Raw genomic sequence first — 16,600 nt, forward strand, 5'->3', positions numbered from 1 at the left:
GTTTTATAGGGTTAAACACTGAATGCTGGTGCGAGCAGCGGCTTGCGGGTACAGCCTGGCGACGTTTGCCAGTAGAGGGAGCAGGCCATTTGAATCGCGGTAATACTCAAACTGATTCGGTAACAGAATTCTTTTACCCTGGTCGTCCAGCTCCCTGTATTTGAGCCAGTTATGGATATCGAACTGGCTGGCGCGAGAGAGCCATCCCCCTGAACCGACGACTTTGCGTACGGTGGTGAGATCGCGACCCATCTGTAAATCCACATTACCCACGCAGGTGCAAACCTGCTTTTTAGTGCCCGCGTGGCGCTCAGCGGCATAGCCCACGCATAAACCTGCCAGCAGGGTGTCGAAATATTTCTCTTCCTCGCTGAGTGGCAGGTAATCCGGTTGCCCAACCAGGTGGCGTAGATAGCGGTAAAACGCTTCCTCGCGCTGTGGCTGCTGGGCGAAGATGACTTTCACCATATCCTGCGTGCTTTCTCCCACCACAACGGCGGAAACGCGCATTCCAAGGTCGCCTTCAACGGTACGTTTGACGAACGGTTCAGGAACACCATGCAGGACGGTATCGGGGGAGAGGGTATTCGCGCTGGCCGAATAGACATCCGTGGTGGCTCCGCCCATATCAATCAGCATGAATTCCTTCCATGCGCTGTCGTAATCGCTAATGGCTTTGACTAACTCATATACCGTCCATGGCGTCGGCATAGGCTCTTCGCCTGTTTCGCCGACGATAACGTCCAGACCTTTGCCTTTGACGATGCGTGACAAGAACACATCGCAAATCGCCTGACGCGCGGCAAACGGATTCGGGTGATCGAGGTCCGGCAGAATGTTGTCTACCGTGGTCAGATCCTTATGTCCCAGAATTGCTTGTATTTCGTCCTGAATGTCCCGGTTTCCGGCGTAGATAATGGCGCAATCAAGTTTTGAGCCTGCCAGCGCGTGTGCATTCGCCAGGCCGTAACTTTCTTCGCCACCGTCTGTCCCGCCGGTAAACAACAGAATGTCTGGCGGTGATGATTCCAGCTCCTGGATGTCATGACGGTTCAGCTTGTACGAATAATATTGCGCGATTTTCGCTCCTGCCGAATGGGCGGTAACTTTTGCCGACTCCAGCGTAATGGAAGGCACCAGCCCCATTGCTGCAACGGCGAGCCCACCTTTCGCTGAGGAGGAGTATTTCAACTGCACTTCACCACTTTTCAGTAACGGGCGAGCATCGGCAACATTCAGCACCTGATTCAGGCTGGCAAAAAAACCGTCTGCCAGATGATGTGTGGTGGTTGGGGTCAGGACATGGTTTACCAGGGTTAATTCCTCGCCTTCATGTGCGAAGAGGGCTGCCTTGGTCCATGTCGAGCCGATATCGACAGAAACTGTTTGCATCAGATGGCCTCTTCCAGGCAACGCTGTTCGAGGACATTGTGTTGGTGAATATCATTAGTGATAAGCGCGCAAACATCTTCCAGATCGTGGCTGGGGGCGAAGACCCGGTTAAAGCCCATCTCTTTAAACTTCACTTCCACGTCGGCGAAGTCATGTTTACCGACGACCAGGTTGCCGCCGACGTACAGCAGAATGTCGCCAAGGCCGCGTTCGATGCAGCGCTCACGTAGTCCGAGGCAGTCAATGTCGCCATGACCGTAGATAGAGGACACCACGATGGCATCGGCGCCTGTTTCAATCGCAGCATCAATATATTCATCCTGGCTCACCATCACCCCGAGGTTGATTACGTGAAAATCATGAGCAGTAAAAACGCGATCCAGAACTTTATTACCTACTGCATGGCAGTCAGCACCGATGACGCCAATAACAAGTGTAGATTTCTTCATGGGTAATCCTCTGTAGGGCTGATGGTCAATAAGTGAAATTATTTTCTAATATTTAGAACATGGATTGTGACAACCTCTTAATAGGGTTGGAGTTTCTGTGGAAGCGAAAAAGGAAGCAATTGATCTATTTTCAAAATATCCTGAGAAAAATGATTGTTATATCTGCCATCTATAAAATCCTTTCATAATCAATGTGATAGATTATCTTTTCTTAGCTGGGTTTAATTTATTAGAGAATTGGGTAATAAATGACTTGCCATGTTTGTGATCGAAATCTTATTTTGTTATGCGCGCCATTTATGACGTGTTTTAAATAATTTCAAAAATCCCAATTACTAATTAACTTGTGAACGACATAACGGTTTTTTATTTTTTAATCTTATATGTCACAATTCATTTTTGTTAAATTTAGGATAAAAATGATAAGGAAATGTTTGTGGCATATTTAATCTTTGCCACATAAGAGAAGAGGGGGTGTTAATGATAACTTTCAGTGATGATTTAAGCGAAACGTCAGCGTTCTCTCGCAGAACGACAAACGCAATGCATCGGTCATTGTGGAACGTTTTCGCTTCCAGTTGAGATAGTTACATTTAGGTGTTAATTATAAGTAAAATTTAAATGAACAATTTGTATGAAATAACAAATCCATGACTTGCTAAACAAAAAACTGTGAGCTACCCAGCATTAGTGATTCTTTATCTGCTATCAATTTTGTCAGCCGGGCTGGTTAAAAGATCGTGTACATTTAAATAAATATCCTATCATTTGTAGTAACGGCAATTACTCATTGAAAAACATGTTGTTAACATCGCGTTTACTAGTAGCGTGAGTGCTAAACACTATTAACATTAAATTTGAAAATTGATTTAAATCAATGTTTAAAACTTGGAAAACAGCACCAAAAGAGGTTAAATTGCTTCAGATCAAATTGGTCTGAAAGTGGTAAATTAGCTATAAATTGATCACTATCGAAAAATGCAAATTTGTCTCGATAAAAACCTGTTTATTGTAAGGATTTTACGGCGTAATATAATTGCGGGATCAATTTGAGTGTTTTATTAACATGTTTGTAACCTTTCATCATTGTCCTTTCTTCAAATGAGAGGAAAGGGTAGCGGCGGAAGGAAGCAGATAAATTTGTATTGGGGCATGCGTGTGACCCTTTCTAACGGGGTTCACTCTCGGAGTCTTCATGCGATGAGCAAGGAGTCATGATGTTAGATATAGTCGAACTGTCGCGCTTACAGTTTGCCTTGACCGCGATGTACCACTTCCTGTTTGTGCCACTGACGCTCGGTATGGCGTTCTTGTTGGCCATCATGGAAACGGTCTACGTCCTTTCCGGCAAACAGATTTATAAAGATATGACCAAGTTCTGGGGCAAGTTGTTTGGTATCAACTTCGCTCTGGGTGTGGCTACCGGTCTGACCATGGAGTTCCAGTTCGGGACTAACTGGTCTTACTACTCCCACTATGTAGGGGATATTTTCGGTGCGCCGCTGGCGATCGAAGGTTTGATGGCCTTCTTCCTCGAATCCACCTTTGTAGGTCTGTTCTTCTTCGGCTGGGACCGTTTGGGTAAAGTCCAGCATATGTGTGTCACCTGGCTGGTGGCTCTGGGTTCTAACCTGTCCGCGTTGTGGATTCTGGTTGCGAACGGCTGGATGCAGAACCCCATCGCAGCGGATTTCAACTTCGAAACCATGCGTATGGAGATGCTGAGCTTCTCTGAACTGGTGCTCAACCCGGTAGCACAGGTGAAATTTGTTCACACTGTGGCATCTGGTTATGTATGTGGCGCGATGTTCGTTCTGGGTATCAGCTCCTACTATATGCTGCGCGGTCGTGACTTCGCGTTTGCTAAACGTTCTTTTGCTATCGCTGCCAGCTTTGGTATGGCTGCTATTCTGTCTGTTATCGTTCTGGGTGATGAATCTGGTTACGAAATGGGCGACGTGCAGAAAACCAAACTCGCTGCGATTGAAGCAGAATGGGAAACTCAGCCTGCACCGGCTTCCTTCACGCTGTTCGGTATTCCGGACCAGGATGCGCAGGAAAACCATTTTGCGATTCAAATTCCTTATGCGCTGGGCATCATTGCCACCCGCTCTGTTGATACACCGGTCATTGGTCTGAAAGATCTGATGGTGCAGCACGAAGAGCGTATCCGTAACGGGATGAAAGCGTATCAGTTGCTGGAAGAACTGCGTGCTGGTACTACCGACCAGGCCGTTCGTGACCAGTTCAACAGCATGAAGAAAGACCTGGGTTATGGTCTGCTGTTGAAACGCTATACGGACAAAGTTACCGACGCGACCGAAGCGCAAATTCAGCAGGCAACGAAAGATTCTATTCCTCGCGTTGCGCCGCTGTACTTCGCTTTCCGTATCATGGTGGCATGCGGCATTCTGATGCTGGCAATTATCGCGGTGTCCTTCTGGACTGTGCTTCGTAACCGTATCGGTGAGAAAAAATGGCTGCTGCGCACCGCGCTGTATGCGATTCCTCTGCCGTGGATTGCTATTGAATCCGGTTGGTTTGTTGCAGAGTACGGTCGTCAACCGTGGGCGATTGGTGAAGTGTTACCAACAGCCGTAGCGAACTCTTCGCTGACTGCTGGCGACCTCATCTTCTCGATGCTGTTGATTTGCGGCCTGTATACCCTGTTCCTGGTGGCTGAACTGTATCTGATGTTCAAGTTCGCACGCCTTGGGCCGAGTAGCCTGAAAACCGGTCGTTATCACTACGAGCAGTCCACTGTGACTTCTCAGCCGGCACGCTAAGACAGGAGTCGTCAAATGATCGATTATGAAGTATTGCGTTTTATCTGGTGGCTGCTGGTTGGCATTCTGCTGATTGGTTTTGCAGTCACTGATGGCTTCGACATGGGGGTGGGCATGCTCACCCGTTTCCTCGGTCGTAATGATACCGAGCGTCGAATTATGATTAACTCCATCGCCCCGCACTGGGACGGTAACCAGGTTTGGCTCATCACCGCGGGTGGCGCACTGTTCGCTGCCTGGCCGATGGTGTATGCCGCTGCGTTCTCCGGTTTCTATGTGGCGATGATTCTGGTACTGGCATCGTTGTTCTTCCGTCCGGTCGGTTTTGACTACCGCTCTAAGATTGAAGACATGCGCTGGCGCAACATGTGGGACTGGGGCATCTTCATTGGTAGCTTCGTGCCACCGCTGGTGATTGGCGTGGCGTTCGGCAACCTGCTGCAAGGGGTTCCGTTCCACGTAGATGACTATATGCGTTTGTACTACACCGGTAACTTCTTCCAGTTGCTGAATCCGTTTGGTCTGCTGGCGGGTGTCGTGAGCGTTGGGATGATCATCACCCAGGGTGCGACCTATCTGCAGATGCGTACGGTAGGTGAACTGCATCTGCGTGCTCGTGCAACTTCACAGGTTGCGGCGCTGGTGACTCTGGTCTGCTTCGCGCTGGCCGGTGTATGGGTGATTTACGGTATTGACGGTTATGTTGTGACCTCCGCACTGGATCACCATGCCGCCTCAAACCCGCTGACCAAAGAAGTGGCTCGTGTGGCTGGCGCATGGATGGTGAACTTTAACAATGCACCTATCCTGTGGTTGGTTCCTGCTCTGGGCGTGGTTCTGCCGCTGTTGACCATCCTGACTTCTCGCATGGAGAAAGGGGCATGGGCGTTCGTCTTCTCCTCACTGACGTTAGCCTGCATCATCCTGACTGCCGGTATCGCAATGTTCCCGTTTGTGATGCCATCCAGCACCATGATGAACGCAAGTTTGACCATGTGGGATGCCACCTCCAGCCAGCGTACATTGAATCTGATGACCTGGGTCGCGGCGGTGTTTGTACCGATCATTCTGCTATACACCAGCTGGTGTTACTGGAAGATGTTCGGTCGCATCACTAAAGAAGATATTGAAAGCAACACCCACTCTCTGTACTAAGTAAGGAGCTTAAAATGTGGTATTTCGCATGGATTTTGGGAACGCTTCTTGCCTGTGCATTTGGGATAATCACAGCGCTGGCGCTTGAGCACGTTGAATCAGGCAAAGCCGGGCAAGAAGATAGCTAATGACCAACATTATCGCGATGGTATACAACGCGATGGACAAGCGCCCCTTGCGGGCGCTTTCATTTGTGCTGGCAATCGTGTTGGCTGGCTGCATATTCTGGGATCCGTCACGTTTCGCGGCCAAAACCAGTGAGCTTGAAATCTGGCATGGTTTCCTGCTGATGTGGGCGGTCTGCGCAGGTATTATCCACGGCGTAGGCTTCCGTCCTCGTGCCGTACACTGGCAGGGTATCTTCTGCCCGCTGATCGCGGATATCGTCCTCGTTGTTGGACTGTTTTTCTTCTTCTTTTGAATAAGAAACATCCTTAAATATTTATGGGCTTGCATAAGCCCATAATTTTTTACTCTCCGTTTACTTTCCCCCATTCCAAAGCACCATTCCCGCGCGTATAGTAGCGAAGTTTGAAAGCACTAACCTTTTGTTGCATTACCGGGATGTACAGTGAAGACAGCGCGATATACAACGACATTCTTGATGCATCGCGGCGGCAAGAACGCGAATCACCAGACGCTTACAAAGGTAAGTAACTGGTGTGAGTGGGCGAAGCCAACAAAGAGGCAGTAGGAATGAATAAGTATATGTTTCGATGGCCGGTTCGTGTCTATTATGAAGATACCGATGCCGGTGGGGTGGTTTACCACGCCAGTTACGTCGCTTTTTATGAAAGAGCACGCACAGAAATGCTTCGTCATCATCACTTCAGTCAGCAGGTCCTGTTGGCCGAACGTGTAGCCTTTGTGGTGCGCAAGATGACCCTCGAGTATTTTGCGCCTGCCCGGCTCGACGATATGCTCGAAGTTCAAACCGAAATTACGTCAATGCGTGGCACCTCATTGGTTTTCACGCAACGCATTGTCAACGCAGAGAACACCGTGCTGAATGAAGCCGAAGTTCTGATTGTTTGCGTTGATCCACTCAAAATGAAGCCTCGTGCGCTTCCCAAGTCTATTGTCGCGGAGTTTAAGCAGTGACTGACATGAATATCCTTGATTTGTTCCTGAAGGCAAGCCTTCTGGTTAAACTTATCATGTTGATTTTGATTGGTTTCTCAATCGCATCCTGGGCCATCATCATCCAACGGACCCGTATTCTTAATGCTGCTTCACGTGAAGCCGAAGCATTTGAAGACAAGTTCTGGTCCGGCATTGAATTGTCGCGCCTGTACCAGGAAAGCCAGGGGCGTCGTGATAATTTGGCGGGCTCGGAACAAATTTTCTATAGCGGATTCAAGGAATTTGCGCGTTTGCATCGAGCAAATAGCCACGCGCCGGAAGCGGTCGTTGAGGGGGCTTCCCGTGCGATGCGTATCTCGATGAACCGTGAACTGGAAACGCTGGAAACGCATATTCCATTCCTCGGCACCGTTGGCTCCATCAGCCCGTATATCGGTCTGTTCGGTACCGTTTGGGGGATCATGCACGCATTTATCGCGCTGGGCGCGGTAAAACAGGCCACGCTGCAAATGGTCGCACCGGGTATCGCAGAAGCGTTGATTGCAACGGCTATCGGTCTGTTTGCGGCAATTCCAGCGGTTATGGCCTACAACCGTCTGAACCAGCGCGTGAACAAACTGGAACTGAATTACGACAACTTTATGGAAGAGTTCACCGCGATTCTGCACCGCCAGGCGTTTACCGTTAGCGAGAGCAACAAGGGGTAAGCCATGGCCAGAACGCGTGGACGAGGTCGTCGCGAACTCAAGTCCGAAATCAATATTGTACCGCTGCTCGACGTACTGCTGGTGCTGTTGCTGATCTTTATGGCAACCGCACCGATCATTACGCAGAGTGTGGAAGTCGACCTGCCGGATGCGACCGAGTCGCAAGCCGTCAGCAGTAACGACGAACCCCCGGTCATTATTGAAGTTTCCGGTATTGGGCAATACAGCGTGGTGGTTGAGAAAGATCGTATGGATCAACTGCCGCCGGAGCAGGTTATCGCGGAAGCGAAAAGCCGCCTGCAGACCAATCCGAAAACGGTCTTTTTAATCGGTGGTGCGAAAGACGTGCCTTATGATGAAATAATTAAAGCGCTGAACTTGTTACACAGTGCAGGCGTAAAATCGGTTGGCTTGATGACGCAGCCAATCTGATGACTGCGTTTTGCTGGCTTGAAAGATAGCACGTAACAGGCGAACAGTTTTTTGGGAACCGAGAGTGTCAAAGGCAACCGAACAAAACGACAAGCTCAAAAGGGCGATAATTATTTCAGCGGTGCTGCATGTCATTTTATTTGCAGCGCTGATCTGGAGTTCGTTCGATGAGCACATTGATGCTTCAGCCGGCGGCGGTGGCGGTTCGTCCATCGACGCCGTTATGGTCGATCCAGGCGCCGTTGTGCAACAGTACGACAGGCAGCAGCAACAGCAGGCAAGTGCGAAACGTGCTGAAGAGCAGCGTGAAAAGCAGGCGCAGCAGCAAGCTGAAGAACTTCGCGAGAAGCAGGCAGCTGAGCAAAAGCGACTGAAGCAGCTGGAAAAAGAACGTTTAGCCGCGCAGGAAAAAGTGCGCGAACAGGCGGAACAGCAGAAGCAAGCTGAAGCCGCCGCAGCGAAAGCGCAAGAGCAACAGAAACAGGCTGAAGAGGCTGCGGCGAAGGCTGCTGCAGACGCGAAGGCTAAAGCTGATGCTCAGGCGAAGCAAGCGGCAGATGCCGCGAAGAAAGCCGCTGCGGACGCACAGAAAAAAGCTGAGGCTGAAGCCGCTAAAGCCGCCGCTGATGCGAAGAAAGCTGCAGAAGCACAAGCTGCTAAGGCAGCTGCGGACGCTGCGAAGAAAGCACAGGCTGAGGCCGCTAAGCAAGCTGCAGCCGAGAAAGCTGCTGCTGAGAAAGCAGAAAAAGCCGCTGCCGCGAAAGCTGCAGCTGCTGAAAAAGCGGCGGCTGATAAGAAAGCCGCTGCAGAAAAAGCAGCGGCAGACAAAAAAGCTGCAGCTGAGAAAGCCGCTGCCGATAAGAAAGCTGCGGCAGATAAAGCAGCTGCTGCTAAAAAGGCTGCGGCCGAAAAAGCCGCTGCAGCCTCTGGCGTTGACGACTTGTTGGGCGACCTGAGCTCTGGTAAGAATGCACCGAAATCGGGCGGTGGAGCGAAAGGAAACGGCCAACCGGCGAAAGATAGTGGTACAAGTGGTGCCAATGGCGGTGCATCTGGCGCTGATATCAGTGCTTACGCATCTCAAATTCGTAATGCGATCCAGAGCCGTCTGTATGGTGCAGATTTGTATGCAGGTAAATCTTGCGTATTACATATCAAGTTAGCACCCGATGGTCTGTTACTGGATGTGACCGAAGAGGGCGGGGATCCGGCATTGTGTCAGGCTGCGCTGACGGCTGCGAAAACCGCCAGAATTCCTAAACCGCCTAGCCAGGCAGTTTATGAAAAAGTAAAAGATGCCAAACTGGACTTCAAACTGTAATAACGACCCCTGAGAAATCAGGGGAAACGGTCTAAGGTTGAGACAGAGTTCTGGTAGTTTTGTGTATTTGAGTTTGTTAACATTCTGCTAAATTATCGTGGGCTTTCCGTCCAGATAAGGGAGATATGATGAAGCAGGCATTACGAGTAGCATTTGGTTTTCTGATGCTGTGGGCAGCGGTGCTGCACGCAGAAGTACGTATCGAGATCACCCAGGGGGTGGACTCGGCGCGCCCGATTGGTGTTGTCCCCTTCCAGTGGGCAGGACCGGGTGCTGCACCCGAAGATATCGGTGGTATCGTAGGTGCTGACCTGCGTAACAGCGGTAAATTTAACCCGTTAGACCGTTCTCGTCTGCCTCAGCAGCCCGGTACCGCGCAGGAAGTTCAACCTGCCGCTTGGTCTGCGCTGGGCATTGATGCCGTAGTCGTCGGCCAGGTTACGCCGAATCCGGATGGTTCTTACAGCGTTGCCTATCAGCTGGTTGACACCGGTGGCGCACCGGGTACCGTACTGGCACAGAACACCTATAAAGTGAACAAGCAGTGGCTGCGTTACGCGGGCCATACTGCAAGTGACGAAGTGTTTGAAAAACTGACCGGCATTAAAGGTGCATTCCGTACCCGTATCGCTTATGTTGTTCAGACCAACGGTGGTCAGTTCCCGTACGAATTACGTGTGTCCGACTACGATGGTTACAACCAGTTCGTGGTACACCGTTCTCCGCAGCCGCTGATGTCTCCGGCGTGGTCCCCGGACGGTTCAAAACTGGCGTACGTTACCTTCGAAAGCGGTCGTTCTGCACTGGTTATTCAGACACTGTCTAACGGCGCGGTTCGTCAGGTAGCCTCGTTCCCACGTCACAACGGTGCGCCTGCGTTTTCTCCGGATGGCAGCAAACTGGCGTTTGCCCTGTCTAAAACCGGTAGCCTGAACCTGTATGTCATGGACATTGGTTCCGGTCAGATCCGTCAGGTGACGGATGGTCGTAGCAACAACACGGAACCTACCTGGTTCCCGGACAGCCAAAACCTGGCCTTTACGTCTGACCAGGCCGGTCGTCCGCAGGTATATAAAGTTAATGTCAACGGCGGTGCTCCGCAGCGCATTACCTGGGAAGGTTCGCAAAACCAGGATGCGGATGTGAGCAGCGACGGTAAATTTATGGTAATGGTAAGCTCGGCCAACGGTCAGCAACACATTGCCAAACAAGATCTGGTAGCGGGTGGCGTACAAGTTCTGTCGTCAACGTTCCTGGACGAAACGCCAAGTCTGGCACCTAACGGCACTATGGTAATCTACAGCTCTTCTCAGGGGATGGGATCCGTGCTGAATTTGGTTTCTACAGATGGGCGTTTCAAAGCGCGTCTTCCGGCAACTGATGGACAGGTTAAATTCCCTGCCTGGTCGCCGTATCTGTGATAATAAATAATTGATTAATAAAGGAATCATTGAAATGCAACTGAACAAAGTGCTGAAAGGGCTGATGATTGCTCTGCCTGTTATGGCTATTGCAGCGTGTTCTTCTAACAAGAACGCCAGCAATGACGGCAGCGAAGGCATGCTGGGTGCCGGCACTGGTATGGATGCAAACGGCAGCGGCAACATGTCTTCTGAAGAGCAAGCGCGTCTTCAGATGCAACAGCTGCAGCAGAACAACATCGTTTACTTCGATCTGGACAAGTACGATATCCGTTCTGACTTCGCTGCAATGCTGGATGCTCACGCTAACTTCCTGCGTAGCAACCCGTCTTACAAAGTCACCGTAGAAGGTCATGCGGACGAACGTGGTACTCCTGAGTACAACATCTCCCTGGGTGAGCGTCGTGCGAACGCCGTTAAGATGTACCTGCAGGGTAAAGGCGTTTCTGCTGACCAGATCTCCATCGTTTCTTACGGTAAAGAAAAACCTGCAGTACTGGGTCATGACGAAGCGGCTTACGCCAAAAACCGTCGCGCCGTACTGGTTTACTAAGAGAATTGCATGAGCAGTAACTTCAGACATCATCTGTTGAGTCTGTCGTTACTGGTTGGCATAGCGGCCCCCTGGGCCGCTTTTGCACAGGCGCCAATCAGTAGTGTCGGCTCTGGCTCGGTCGAAGACCGTGTCACTCAACTCGAGCGTATTTCTAACGCTCACAGTCAGCTTTTAACCCAACTCCAGCAACAACTCTCCGATAATCAGTCCGATATTGATTCCCTGCGCGGTCAAATTCAGGAAAATCAGTATCAACTGAATCAGGTTGTTGAACGCCAGAAGCAGATATTGCTGCAGATGAATAATCTTGGCAGCGGCAGTGCACCTGCGGCGCAATCTGCGGGCGGCGATCAGAGCGGGGCAGCAGCAACCCCTGCACCTGATGCGGGTGCAGCGGCAGCGTCAGGTGCTCCGGTACAAACTGGCGATGCGAATACCGATTACAATGCGGCCATTGCTCTGGTGCAGGATAAATCCCGCCAGGATGACGCGATTGAAGCATTTCAGAACTTCATTAAAAAGTACCCAGACTCAACTTACCTGCCAAATGCGAATTACTGGCTGGGTCAGTTGAATTACAACAAGGGGAAAAAAGATGATGCAGCGTTCTATTTTGCTTCAGTAGTCAAAAACTTCCCGAAATCACCAAAGGCTGCAGACGCGATGTATAAAGTCGGCGTCATCATGCAGGACAAAGGTGATAAAGAGAAAGCGAAAGCCGTTTATCAGCAGGTTATCACTAAATACCCTGGCACTGATGGCGCGAAACAAGCGCAAAAACGCCTTGGCGCGATGTAATGAACACCATGCGACCAGAAATCGTGTTAATTCTGGTCGCGTCGTGTGATTCCTAAGCAGTTGAGTTATTTACATCGAAATTTTTGTTGCGCTAAAATCTGAAATCAGTAATATATGCCGCCGTTGCCAAGGGATATCAAACAGCCCGAAAGCGGCAAAAAAAGTGGGTCGTTAGCTCAGTTGGTAGAGCAGTTGACTTTTAATCAATTGGTCGCAGGTTCGAATCCTGCACGACCCACCAATCGTTCTGGTGGAACGCGATAGTAAAACGTGAAGGATAACGTTGCGTAAGCAACGGCCCGTAGGGCGAGACGAAGTCGAGTCATCCTGCACGACCCACCACTAACTTAGTTAGTAAGTAGTATCCAGCGCAGTATCGGGTGATTAGCTCAGCTGGGAGAGCACCTCCCTTACAAGGAGGGGGTCGGCGGTTCGATCCCGTCATCACCCACCACTCGGGGCGTTAGCTCAGTTGGTAGAGCAGTTGACTTTTAATCAATTGGTCGCAGGTTCGAATCCTGCACGCCCCACCAATTTATTGGTGGCACCGAGTAAAAATTTTCAGGTTATACCCGAGCGGGTCGTTAGCTCAGTTGGTAGAGCAGTTGACTTTTAATCAATTGGTCGCAGGTTCGAATCCTGCACGACCCACCATCCTGAAAGTATAAAGAAGTAAACCCCATACGGGGGCGTTAGCTCAGTTGGTAGAGCAGTTGACTTTTAATCAATTGGTCGCAGGTTCGAATCCTGCACGCCCCACCAGTGTAAAAAGGCGCCCTAAAGGCGCCTTTTTGCTATGCGCAGAATTAACGATTCGAACCTGCTGCAGGTTCGGGTCTCACGTAGTGAGACAACGGAGCCGTTTACGGCGACGGCCCGGAGGGCGAGCAAAGCGAGTCATCCTGCACGCCCCACCAGTGTAAAAAGGCGCCCTAAAGGCGCCTTTTTGCTATCTGCGATTTATAAGATTCGAAGCTGCTGCCTGATGCGCTTCGCTTATCAGTCCTACAGACGACACTATTCACGTAGGCCGGATAAGACGTCAGTCGCCTTCCGGCATTCCTCACACGCAATTATTGTGACTTTCTTACGCCAATCCGCTATCTTGTTTAGCATATAAAACAAAACCAACCGAATATGGCGTGCGTCACGCTTTTAATCGGTTATTTCGTTAAGCCAGTAAAACGAGAAAGCAAGATGAGCGTGATGTTTGATCCAGAAGCAGCAATTTATCCGTTTCCGCCGAAGCCAGCCCCGCTGAGTGTGGATGAAAAGCAATTTTATCGTGAAAAAATCAAGCGCCTGCTGAAAGAGCGTGATGCCGTTATGGTCGCGCACTATTACACCGATCCCGAAATTCAGCAGTTGGCCGAAGAGACCGGTGGTTGTATTTCTGATTCTCTGGAGATGGCGCGTTTCGGCTCAAAACATTCTGCCTCTACGCTGTTGGTTGCAGGCGTGAGGTTTATGGGGGAAACCGCCAAAATCCTCAGTCCGGAAAAGACCATCCTGATGCCGACCCTACAGGCGGAATGCTCATTAGATCTGGGCTGTCCGATTGATGCGTTCAGCGCGTTTTGCGATGCGCACCCGGATCGTACCGTGGTGGTTTACGCCAATACCTCAGCCGCCGTTAAAGCACGTGCGGACTGGGTCGTCACATCCAGTATCGCGGTAGAACTTATTGAGCATCTTGATAGTTTGGGTGAAAAAATCATCTGGGCTCCGGACAGACATCTGGGCAACTACGTCCAAAAACAGACCGGTGCAGACGTTCTTTGTTGGCAGGGGGCCTGTATCGTCCACGACGAATTTAAAACTCAGGCTTTAACACGCATGAAGGGGCTTTACCCTGATGCAGCGGTGTTGGTGCACCCGGAGTCCCCTCAGTCTATCGTTGATATGGCCGATGCGGTTGGCTCAACCAGCCAGTTAATCAACGCCGCTAAATCGTTACCGCATCAACAGCTGATTGTGGCGACTGACCGGGGCATATTTTACAAAATGCAGCAGGCCGTTCCGGATAAAGAATTGCTTGAAGCGCCGACGGCTGGTGAGGGGGCAACCTGCCGCAGCTGTGCGCATTGTCCGTGGATGGCGATGAACGGCCTCAAGGCGATTGCTGAGGGCCTGGAACAAGGCGGAGCGGCTCATGAGATACATGTTGATGCTGCGCTGCGAGAAGGGGCGTTGTTGCCGTTAAACCGCATGTTGGAATTTGCGGCTACACTTCGAGCTTAATTACTATTTTTGCTCTGGGGGAAAAGATGGACTTTTTTAGCACGCAGAACATTCTGGTACATATTCCGATTGGCGCTGGCGGTTACGATCTGTCGTGGATCGAAGCTGTGGGGACGATCGCTGGGTTGCTGTGTATTGGCCTGGCGAGCCTTGAGAAAATCAGCAATTACTTCTTCGGCCTGATAAACGTCACGCTGTTTGCGATTATCTTCTTTCAGATCCAGCTCTATGCAAGCCTGTTGCTGCAAGTTTTCTTCTTTGCCGCCAACATCTACGGCTGGTATGCCTGGTCCAGGCAAACCAACCAGCATGAAGCGGAACTGAAAATTCGCTGGCTGCCGTTACCAAAAGCGATCGGCTGGCTGGCGGCTTGCGTGGTGGCGATCGGCCTGATGTCGGTCTATATCGATCTGGTCTTTGCGTTCCTGACCCGCATTGCGGTGAACATTATGCAGGCATTAGGATTGCAGGTTGTTGTGCCTGAGTTGCAACCCGATGCATTCCCGTTCTGGGACTCCTGCATGATGGTGTTGTCGATTGCGGCGATGATCCTGATGACGCGTAAGTACGTTGAAAACTGGCTGCTGTGGGTGATCATTAACGTAATAAGCGTAGTGATTTTCGCCCTGCAAGGCGTATATGCCATGTCGCTGGAATATGTGATCCTGACGGTTATCGCCCTGAACGGTAGCAGGATGTGGATTAACAGCGCGCGCGAGCGGGGTTCCCACGCGCTGTCCCATTAATGGTGATGGTGTGAATGGCCGGATACCCCCTGATACAGGTGGCAGTCCGGCCCATTACACGGCTGATACTCCATCTGGATCGTGGCGTGTTCAATCTGGTAGTGATGGATAAGGAAATGCTGAATACGCTCCAGCAGCGCGTCGTGATCGTGCGGCGGGACCACCTGCACATGCAGCGTCATTACCGGTTTTTCACCCACCATCCAGACATGGACATGGTGCACATTGCGGACTTCGGGGATATCCCGGCTGAGATGGCGCTGCAGTGCGGCGATATCCAGCGTCAGCGGGGCGCCTTCCAGTAATTCATTAACGCTATCCTTTAACAGTCGCCAGGCGCTACGCAGTACCAGCACGGAAACCAGAATCGAGAGAATCGGGTCCGCAGGCGTCCAGCCCGTCCAGATAATAATCAGCGCAGCGATGATCGCCCCGACCGAGCCGAGTAAATCGCCCATCACATGTAGTGCCGCGGCGCGGACGTTTAGGTTTTTCTCCTCACTGCCGCGGTGTAGAACCCAAAAAGCCAGCACGTTAGCCAGTAAACCCGCGACAGCTATAACCATCATCATGCCGCCAGCCACGGGGCGGGGCGTATGGAAGCGCTCAATGGCTTCCCAGACGATTAAAATGGTGATCACGACCAATGCGATGGCATTAACAAACGCGGCCAGTGTCGTGAGCCTCAGCCAGCCGAAGGTGTGTCGTATTGTGGGCGGGCGATGGGAAAACCGGACGGCCAGTAGCGCAAAAAGGAGCGCTGCGGCATCAGTGAGCATATGCCCGGCATCGGCCAACAAGGCCAGTGAACCTGAAAGTATTCCACCCACCACTTCAACCAACATAAATCCGGCTGTAATGCAGAATGCAAACATCAAGCGGCGGGCATTATTGTCCTTGGGTTGCTCAGAAGAAGTATGAGTATACGAGTGCGCCATTATGCCATCCCTTTGTTATTCTCATCTTTACTGTATGCCATCATACCGTTTTTGGGATGATAAAATTAAAAAGGAGAGCTATTGCTCTCCCATTATTAGCTTTATTTTCAGCGTTACTGCGTAGTGCCATCAGTTTTTGTCTCAGCATCATTGTTAATGCCGTTTCCGGTCTCAACCTTCTTATTCACATCAGGGCAGCGACCGTCCTTACACATGGTGTTTTTGTGCATCTCATCTTTGGTCATCCCTTCATGGTTCATTGATGAACCGTTCGGATGCAGCATTGTGCCACCCGAATTCACGTTACTGTTGTCGACATTATTTGGTGCCACGTTTTCGCGTGCGTCTGGGGCGACCTGACCGGCATCCGCCGAGGAATTTGCCTGGCCGTTATTGGACTGCGTATTGGTTTCAGCTGCCAGCGCCGCGCCGCTGGCGAGGCTGAGTGTAGCGGTAAGAAAGAGTGAAGCCAGCTTTGTCATATGCATAATATGCTCCTGTTATGGTCGATATGTCGGATAACGTCTTCCAACAGTGCATGTGCCAGTTACATCATCAATATGTGGTTAATAGTT

The 16,600-nt window shown here is 50.8% G+C and carries 17 protein-coding genes, 5 tRNA genes and 1 other RNA gene; 19 read left to right on the forward strand and 4 right to left on the reverse strand.

Going from position 1 to position 16,600, the window contains the following annotated elements; translation table 11 throughout:
- Window positions 1–3 precede the first annotated feature (3 nt).
- Together glmL and glmS are read right to left on the reverse strand one after the other, a co-directional pair.
- Window positions 4–1,392 (reverse strand): methylaspartate mutase accessory protein GlmL, encoded by a 1,389-nt coding sequence (gene glmL, locus OGY33_RS04115; RefSeq protein WP_191238746.1) that lies wholly within the window; start codon window positions 1,390–1,392, stop codon window positions 4–6.
- Entirely contained in the window at window positions 1,392–1,841 is a 450-nt protein-coding gene (gene glmS, locus OGY33_RS04120; RefSeq protein ID WP_191238745.1) for a methylaspartate mutase subunit S, read from the reverse strand. Before glmS ends, glmL begins: the two co-directional genes overlap by 1 nt.
- A gap of 1,217 nt (window positions 1,842–3,058) precedes the next feature.
- Between glmS and cydA the strand changes: the two genes are divergently transcribed.
- The 19 genes from cydA to pnuC all read left to right on the forward strand — a co-directional run bounded on the left by cydA (window position 3,059) and on the right by pnuC (window position 15,087).
- Window positions 3,059–4,627, forward strand: coding sequence for a cytochrome ubiquinol oxidase subunit I (cydA, locus tag OGY33_RS04125; RefSeq protein ID WP_008784156.1), 1,569 nt, complete (start codon window positions 3,059–3,061; stop codon window positions 4,625–4,627).
- 15 nt (window positions 4,628–4,642) lie between these two features.
- Window positions 4,643–5,782, forward strand: coding sequence for a cytochrome d ubiquinol oxidase subunit II (gene cydB / locus OGY33_RS04130; protein ID WP_003831431.1), 1,140 nt, complete (start codon window positions 4,643–4,645; stop codon window positions 5,780–5,782).
- Between the two features lie 14 nt (window positions 5,783–5,796).
- Complete coding sequence (gene cydX / locus OGY33_RS04135) at window positions 5,797–5,910, forward strand: cytochrome bd-I oxidase subunit CydX (protein WP_003022970.1); 114 nt, start codon at window positions 5,797–5,799, stop codon at window positions 5,908–5,910.
- Window positions 5,910–6,203, forward strand: a complete 294-nt coding sequence (gene ybgE, locus OGY33_RS04140; RefSeq protein ID WP_048214655.1) for a cyd operon protein YbgE — start codon at window positions 5,910–5,912, stop codon at window positions 6,201–6,203. The genes cydX and ybgE overlap by 1 nt, the downstream gene beginning before the upstream one ends.
- A 275-nt stretch (window positions 6,204–6,478) precedes the next feature.
- Window positions 6,479–6,883, forward strand: a complete 405-nt coding sequence (ybgC, locus tag OGY33_RS04145) for a tol-pal system-associated acyl-CoA thioesterase (RefSeq protein WP_003831439.1) — start codon at window positions 6,479–6,481, stop codon at window positions 6,881–6,883.
- Entirely contained in the window at window positions 6,880–7,572 is a 693-nt protein-coding gene (tolQ, locus tag OGY33_RS04150; protein WP_003022976.1) for a Tol-Pal system protein TolQ, read from the forward strand. Before ybgC ends, tolQ begins: the two co-directional genes overlap by 4 nt.
- 3 nt (window positions 7,573–7,575) lie before the next feature.
- A complete protein-coding gene (tolR, locus tag OGY33_RS04155) occupies window positions 7,576–8,004 on the forward strand; it encodes a colicin uptake protein TolR (RefSeq protein ID WP_003022978.1) in 429 nt (142 codons plus the stop codon).
- 64 nt (window positions 8,005–8,068) lie between these two features.
- On the forward strand, window positions 8,069–9,325 hold the full coding sequence (tolA, locus tag OGY33_RS04160; protein WP_191238744.1) for a cell envelope integrity protein TolA: 1,257 nt from the start codon (window positions 8,069–8,071) through the stop codon (window positions 9,323–9,325).
- Window positions 9,326–9,453: 128 nt separating this feature from the next.
- Entirely contained in the window at window positions 9,454–10,746 is a 1,293-nt protein-coding gene (gene tolB / locus OGY33_RS04165) for a Tol-Pal system beta propeller repeat protein TolB (RefSeq protein ID WP_003022981.1), read from the forward strand.
- A 34-nt stretch (window positions 10,747–10,780) separates the two neighbouring features.
- Window positions 10,781–11,299: a peptidoglycan-associated lipoprotein Pal gene (gene pal, locus OGY33_RS04170; protein ID WP_003022983.1), complete on the forward strand. Its 519-nt coding sequence runs from the start codon at window positions 10,781–10,783 to the stop codon at window positions 11,297–11,299.
- Between the two features lie 9 nt (window positions 11,300–11,308).
- Window positions 11,309–12,100, forward strand: a complete 792-nt coding sequence (cpoB, locus tag OGY33_RS04175) for a cell division protein CpoB (protein ID WP_003831441.1) — start codon at window positions 11,309–11,311, stop codon at window positions 12,098–12,100.
- Window positions 12,101–12,265: 165 nt separating this feature from the next.
- Window positions 12,266–12,341 (forward strand) — tRNA-Lys (locus OGY33_RS04180).
- A 137-nt stretch (window positions 12,342–12,478) separates the two neighbouring features.
- Window positions 12,479–12,554, forward strand: a tRNA-Val gene (locus OGY33_RS04185).
- Between the two features lie 3 nt (window positions 12,555–12,557).
- A tRNA-Lys gene (locus OGY33_RS04190) sits at window positions 12,558–12,633 on the forward strand.
- Window positions 12,634–12,678: 45 nt separating this feature from the next.
- Window positions 12,679–12,754, forward strand: a tRNA-Lys gene (locus tag OGY33_RS04195).
- A 32-nt stretch (window positions 12,755–12,786) separates the two neighbouring features.
- Window positions 12,787–12,862 (forward strand) — tRNA-Lys (locus OGY33_RS04200).
- Window positions 12,863–12,884: 22 nt separating this feature from the next.
- A non-coding RNA gene (locus tag OGY33_RS04205) (RtT sRNA) lies at window positions 12,885–13,017 on the forward strand.
- Between the two features lie 280 nt (window positions 13,018–13,297).
- Window positions 13,298–14,341, forward strand: coding sequence for a quinolinate synthase NadA (gene nadA / locus OGY33_RS04210; RefSeq protein WP_003837113.1), 1,044 nt, complete (start codon window positions 13,298–13,300; stop codon window positions 14,339–14,341).
- A 26-nt stretch (window positions 14,342–14,367) separates the two neighbouring features.
- A complete protein-coding gene (gene pnuC, locus OGY33_RS04215; protein WP_048214653.1) occupies window positions 14,368–15,087 on the forward strand; it encodes a nicotinamide riboside transporter PnuC in 720 nt (239 codons plus the stop codon).
- Here pnuC and zitB read toward each other — a convergent pair.
- Window positions 15,084–16,025, reverse strand: coding sequence for a CDF family zinc transporter ZitB (gene zitB / locus OGY33_RS04220; protein ID WP_048214652.1), 942 nt, complete (start codon window positions 16,023–16,025; stop codon window positions 15,084–15,086). The genes pnuC and zitB overlap by 4 nt on opposite strands.
- A gap of 113 nt (window positions 16,026–16,138) precedes the next feature.
- Window positions 16,139–16,513, reverse strand: a complete 375-nt coding sequence (locus OGY33_RS04225; RefSeq protein ID WP_003022994.1) for a YbgS-like family protein — start codon at window positions 16,511–16,513, stop codon at window positions 16,139–16,141.
- Window positions 16,514–16,600 lie beyond the last annotated feature (87 nt).

Source organism: Citrobacter sp. Cpo032, from assembly GCF_030332975.1.
Taxonomy (GTDB): Bacteria; Pseudomonadota; Gammaproteobacteria; order Enterobacterales; family Enterobacteriaceae; genus Citrobacter; species Citrobacter portucalensis.

Excerpts from the sequence above, each read along its gene's own strand:
- glmL (WP_191238746.1), bottom strand. The coding sequence starts at position 1,392 with ATGCAAACAGTTTCTGTCGATATCGGCTCGACATGGACCAAGGCAGCC.
- glmS (WP_191238745.1), bottom strand. The coding sequence starts at position 1,841 with ATGAAGAAATCTACACTTGTTATTGGCGTCATCGGTGCTGACTGCCAT.
- cydA (WP_008784156.1), top strand. The coding sequence starts at position 3,059 with ATGTTAGATATAGTCGAACTGTCGCGCTTACAGTTTGCCTTGACCGCG.
- cydB (WP_003831431.1), top strand. The coding sequence starts at position 4,643 with ATGATCGATTATGAAGTATTGCGTTTTATCTGGTGGCTGCTGGTTGGC.
- cydX (WP_003022970.1), top strand. The coding sequence starts at position 5,797 with ATGTGGTATTTCGCATGGATTTTGGGAACGCTTCTTGCCTGTGCATTT.
- ybgE (WP_048214655.1), top strand. The coding sequence starts at position 5,910 with ATGACCAACATTATCGCGATGGTATACAACGCGATGGACAAGCGCCCC.
- ybgC (WP_003831439.1), top strand. The coding sequence starts at position 6,479 with ATGAATAAGTATATGTTTCGATGGCCGGTTCGTGTCTATTATGAAGAT.
- tolR (WP_003022978.1), top strand. The coding sequence starts at position 7,576 with ATGGCCAGAACGCGTGGACGAGGTCGTCGCGAACTCAAGTCCGAAATC.
- tolB (WP_003022981.1), top strand. The coding sequence starts at position 9,454 with ATGAAGCAGGCATTACGAGTAGCATTTGGTTTTCTGATGCTGTGGGCA.
- pal (WP_003022983.1), top strand. The coding sequence starts at position 10,781 with ATGCAACTGAACAAAGTGCTGAAAGGGCTGATGATTGCTCTGCCTGTT.
- cpoB (WP_003831441.1), top strand. The coding sequence starts at position 11,309 with ATGAGCAGTAACTTCAGACATCATCTGTTGAGTCTGTCGTTACTGGTT.
- nadA (WP_003837113.1), top strand. The coding sequence starts at position 13,298 with ATGAGCGTGATGTTTGATCCAGAAGCAGCAATTTATCCGTTTCCGCCG.
- pnuC (WP_048214653.1), top strand. The coding sequence starts at position 14,368 with ATGGACTTTTTTAGCACGCAGAACATTCTGGTACATATTCCGATTGGC.
- zitB (WP_048214652.1), bottom strand. The coding sequence starts at position 16,025 with ATGGCGCACTCGTATACTCATACTTCTTCTGAGCAACCCAAGGACAAT.
- OGY33_RS04225 (WP_003022994.1), bottom strand. The coding sequence starts at position 16,513 with ATGCATATGACAAAGCTGGCTTCACTCTTTCTTACCGCTACACTCAGC.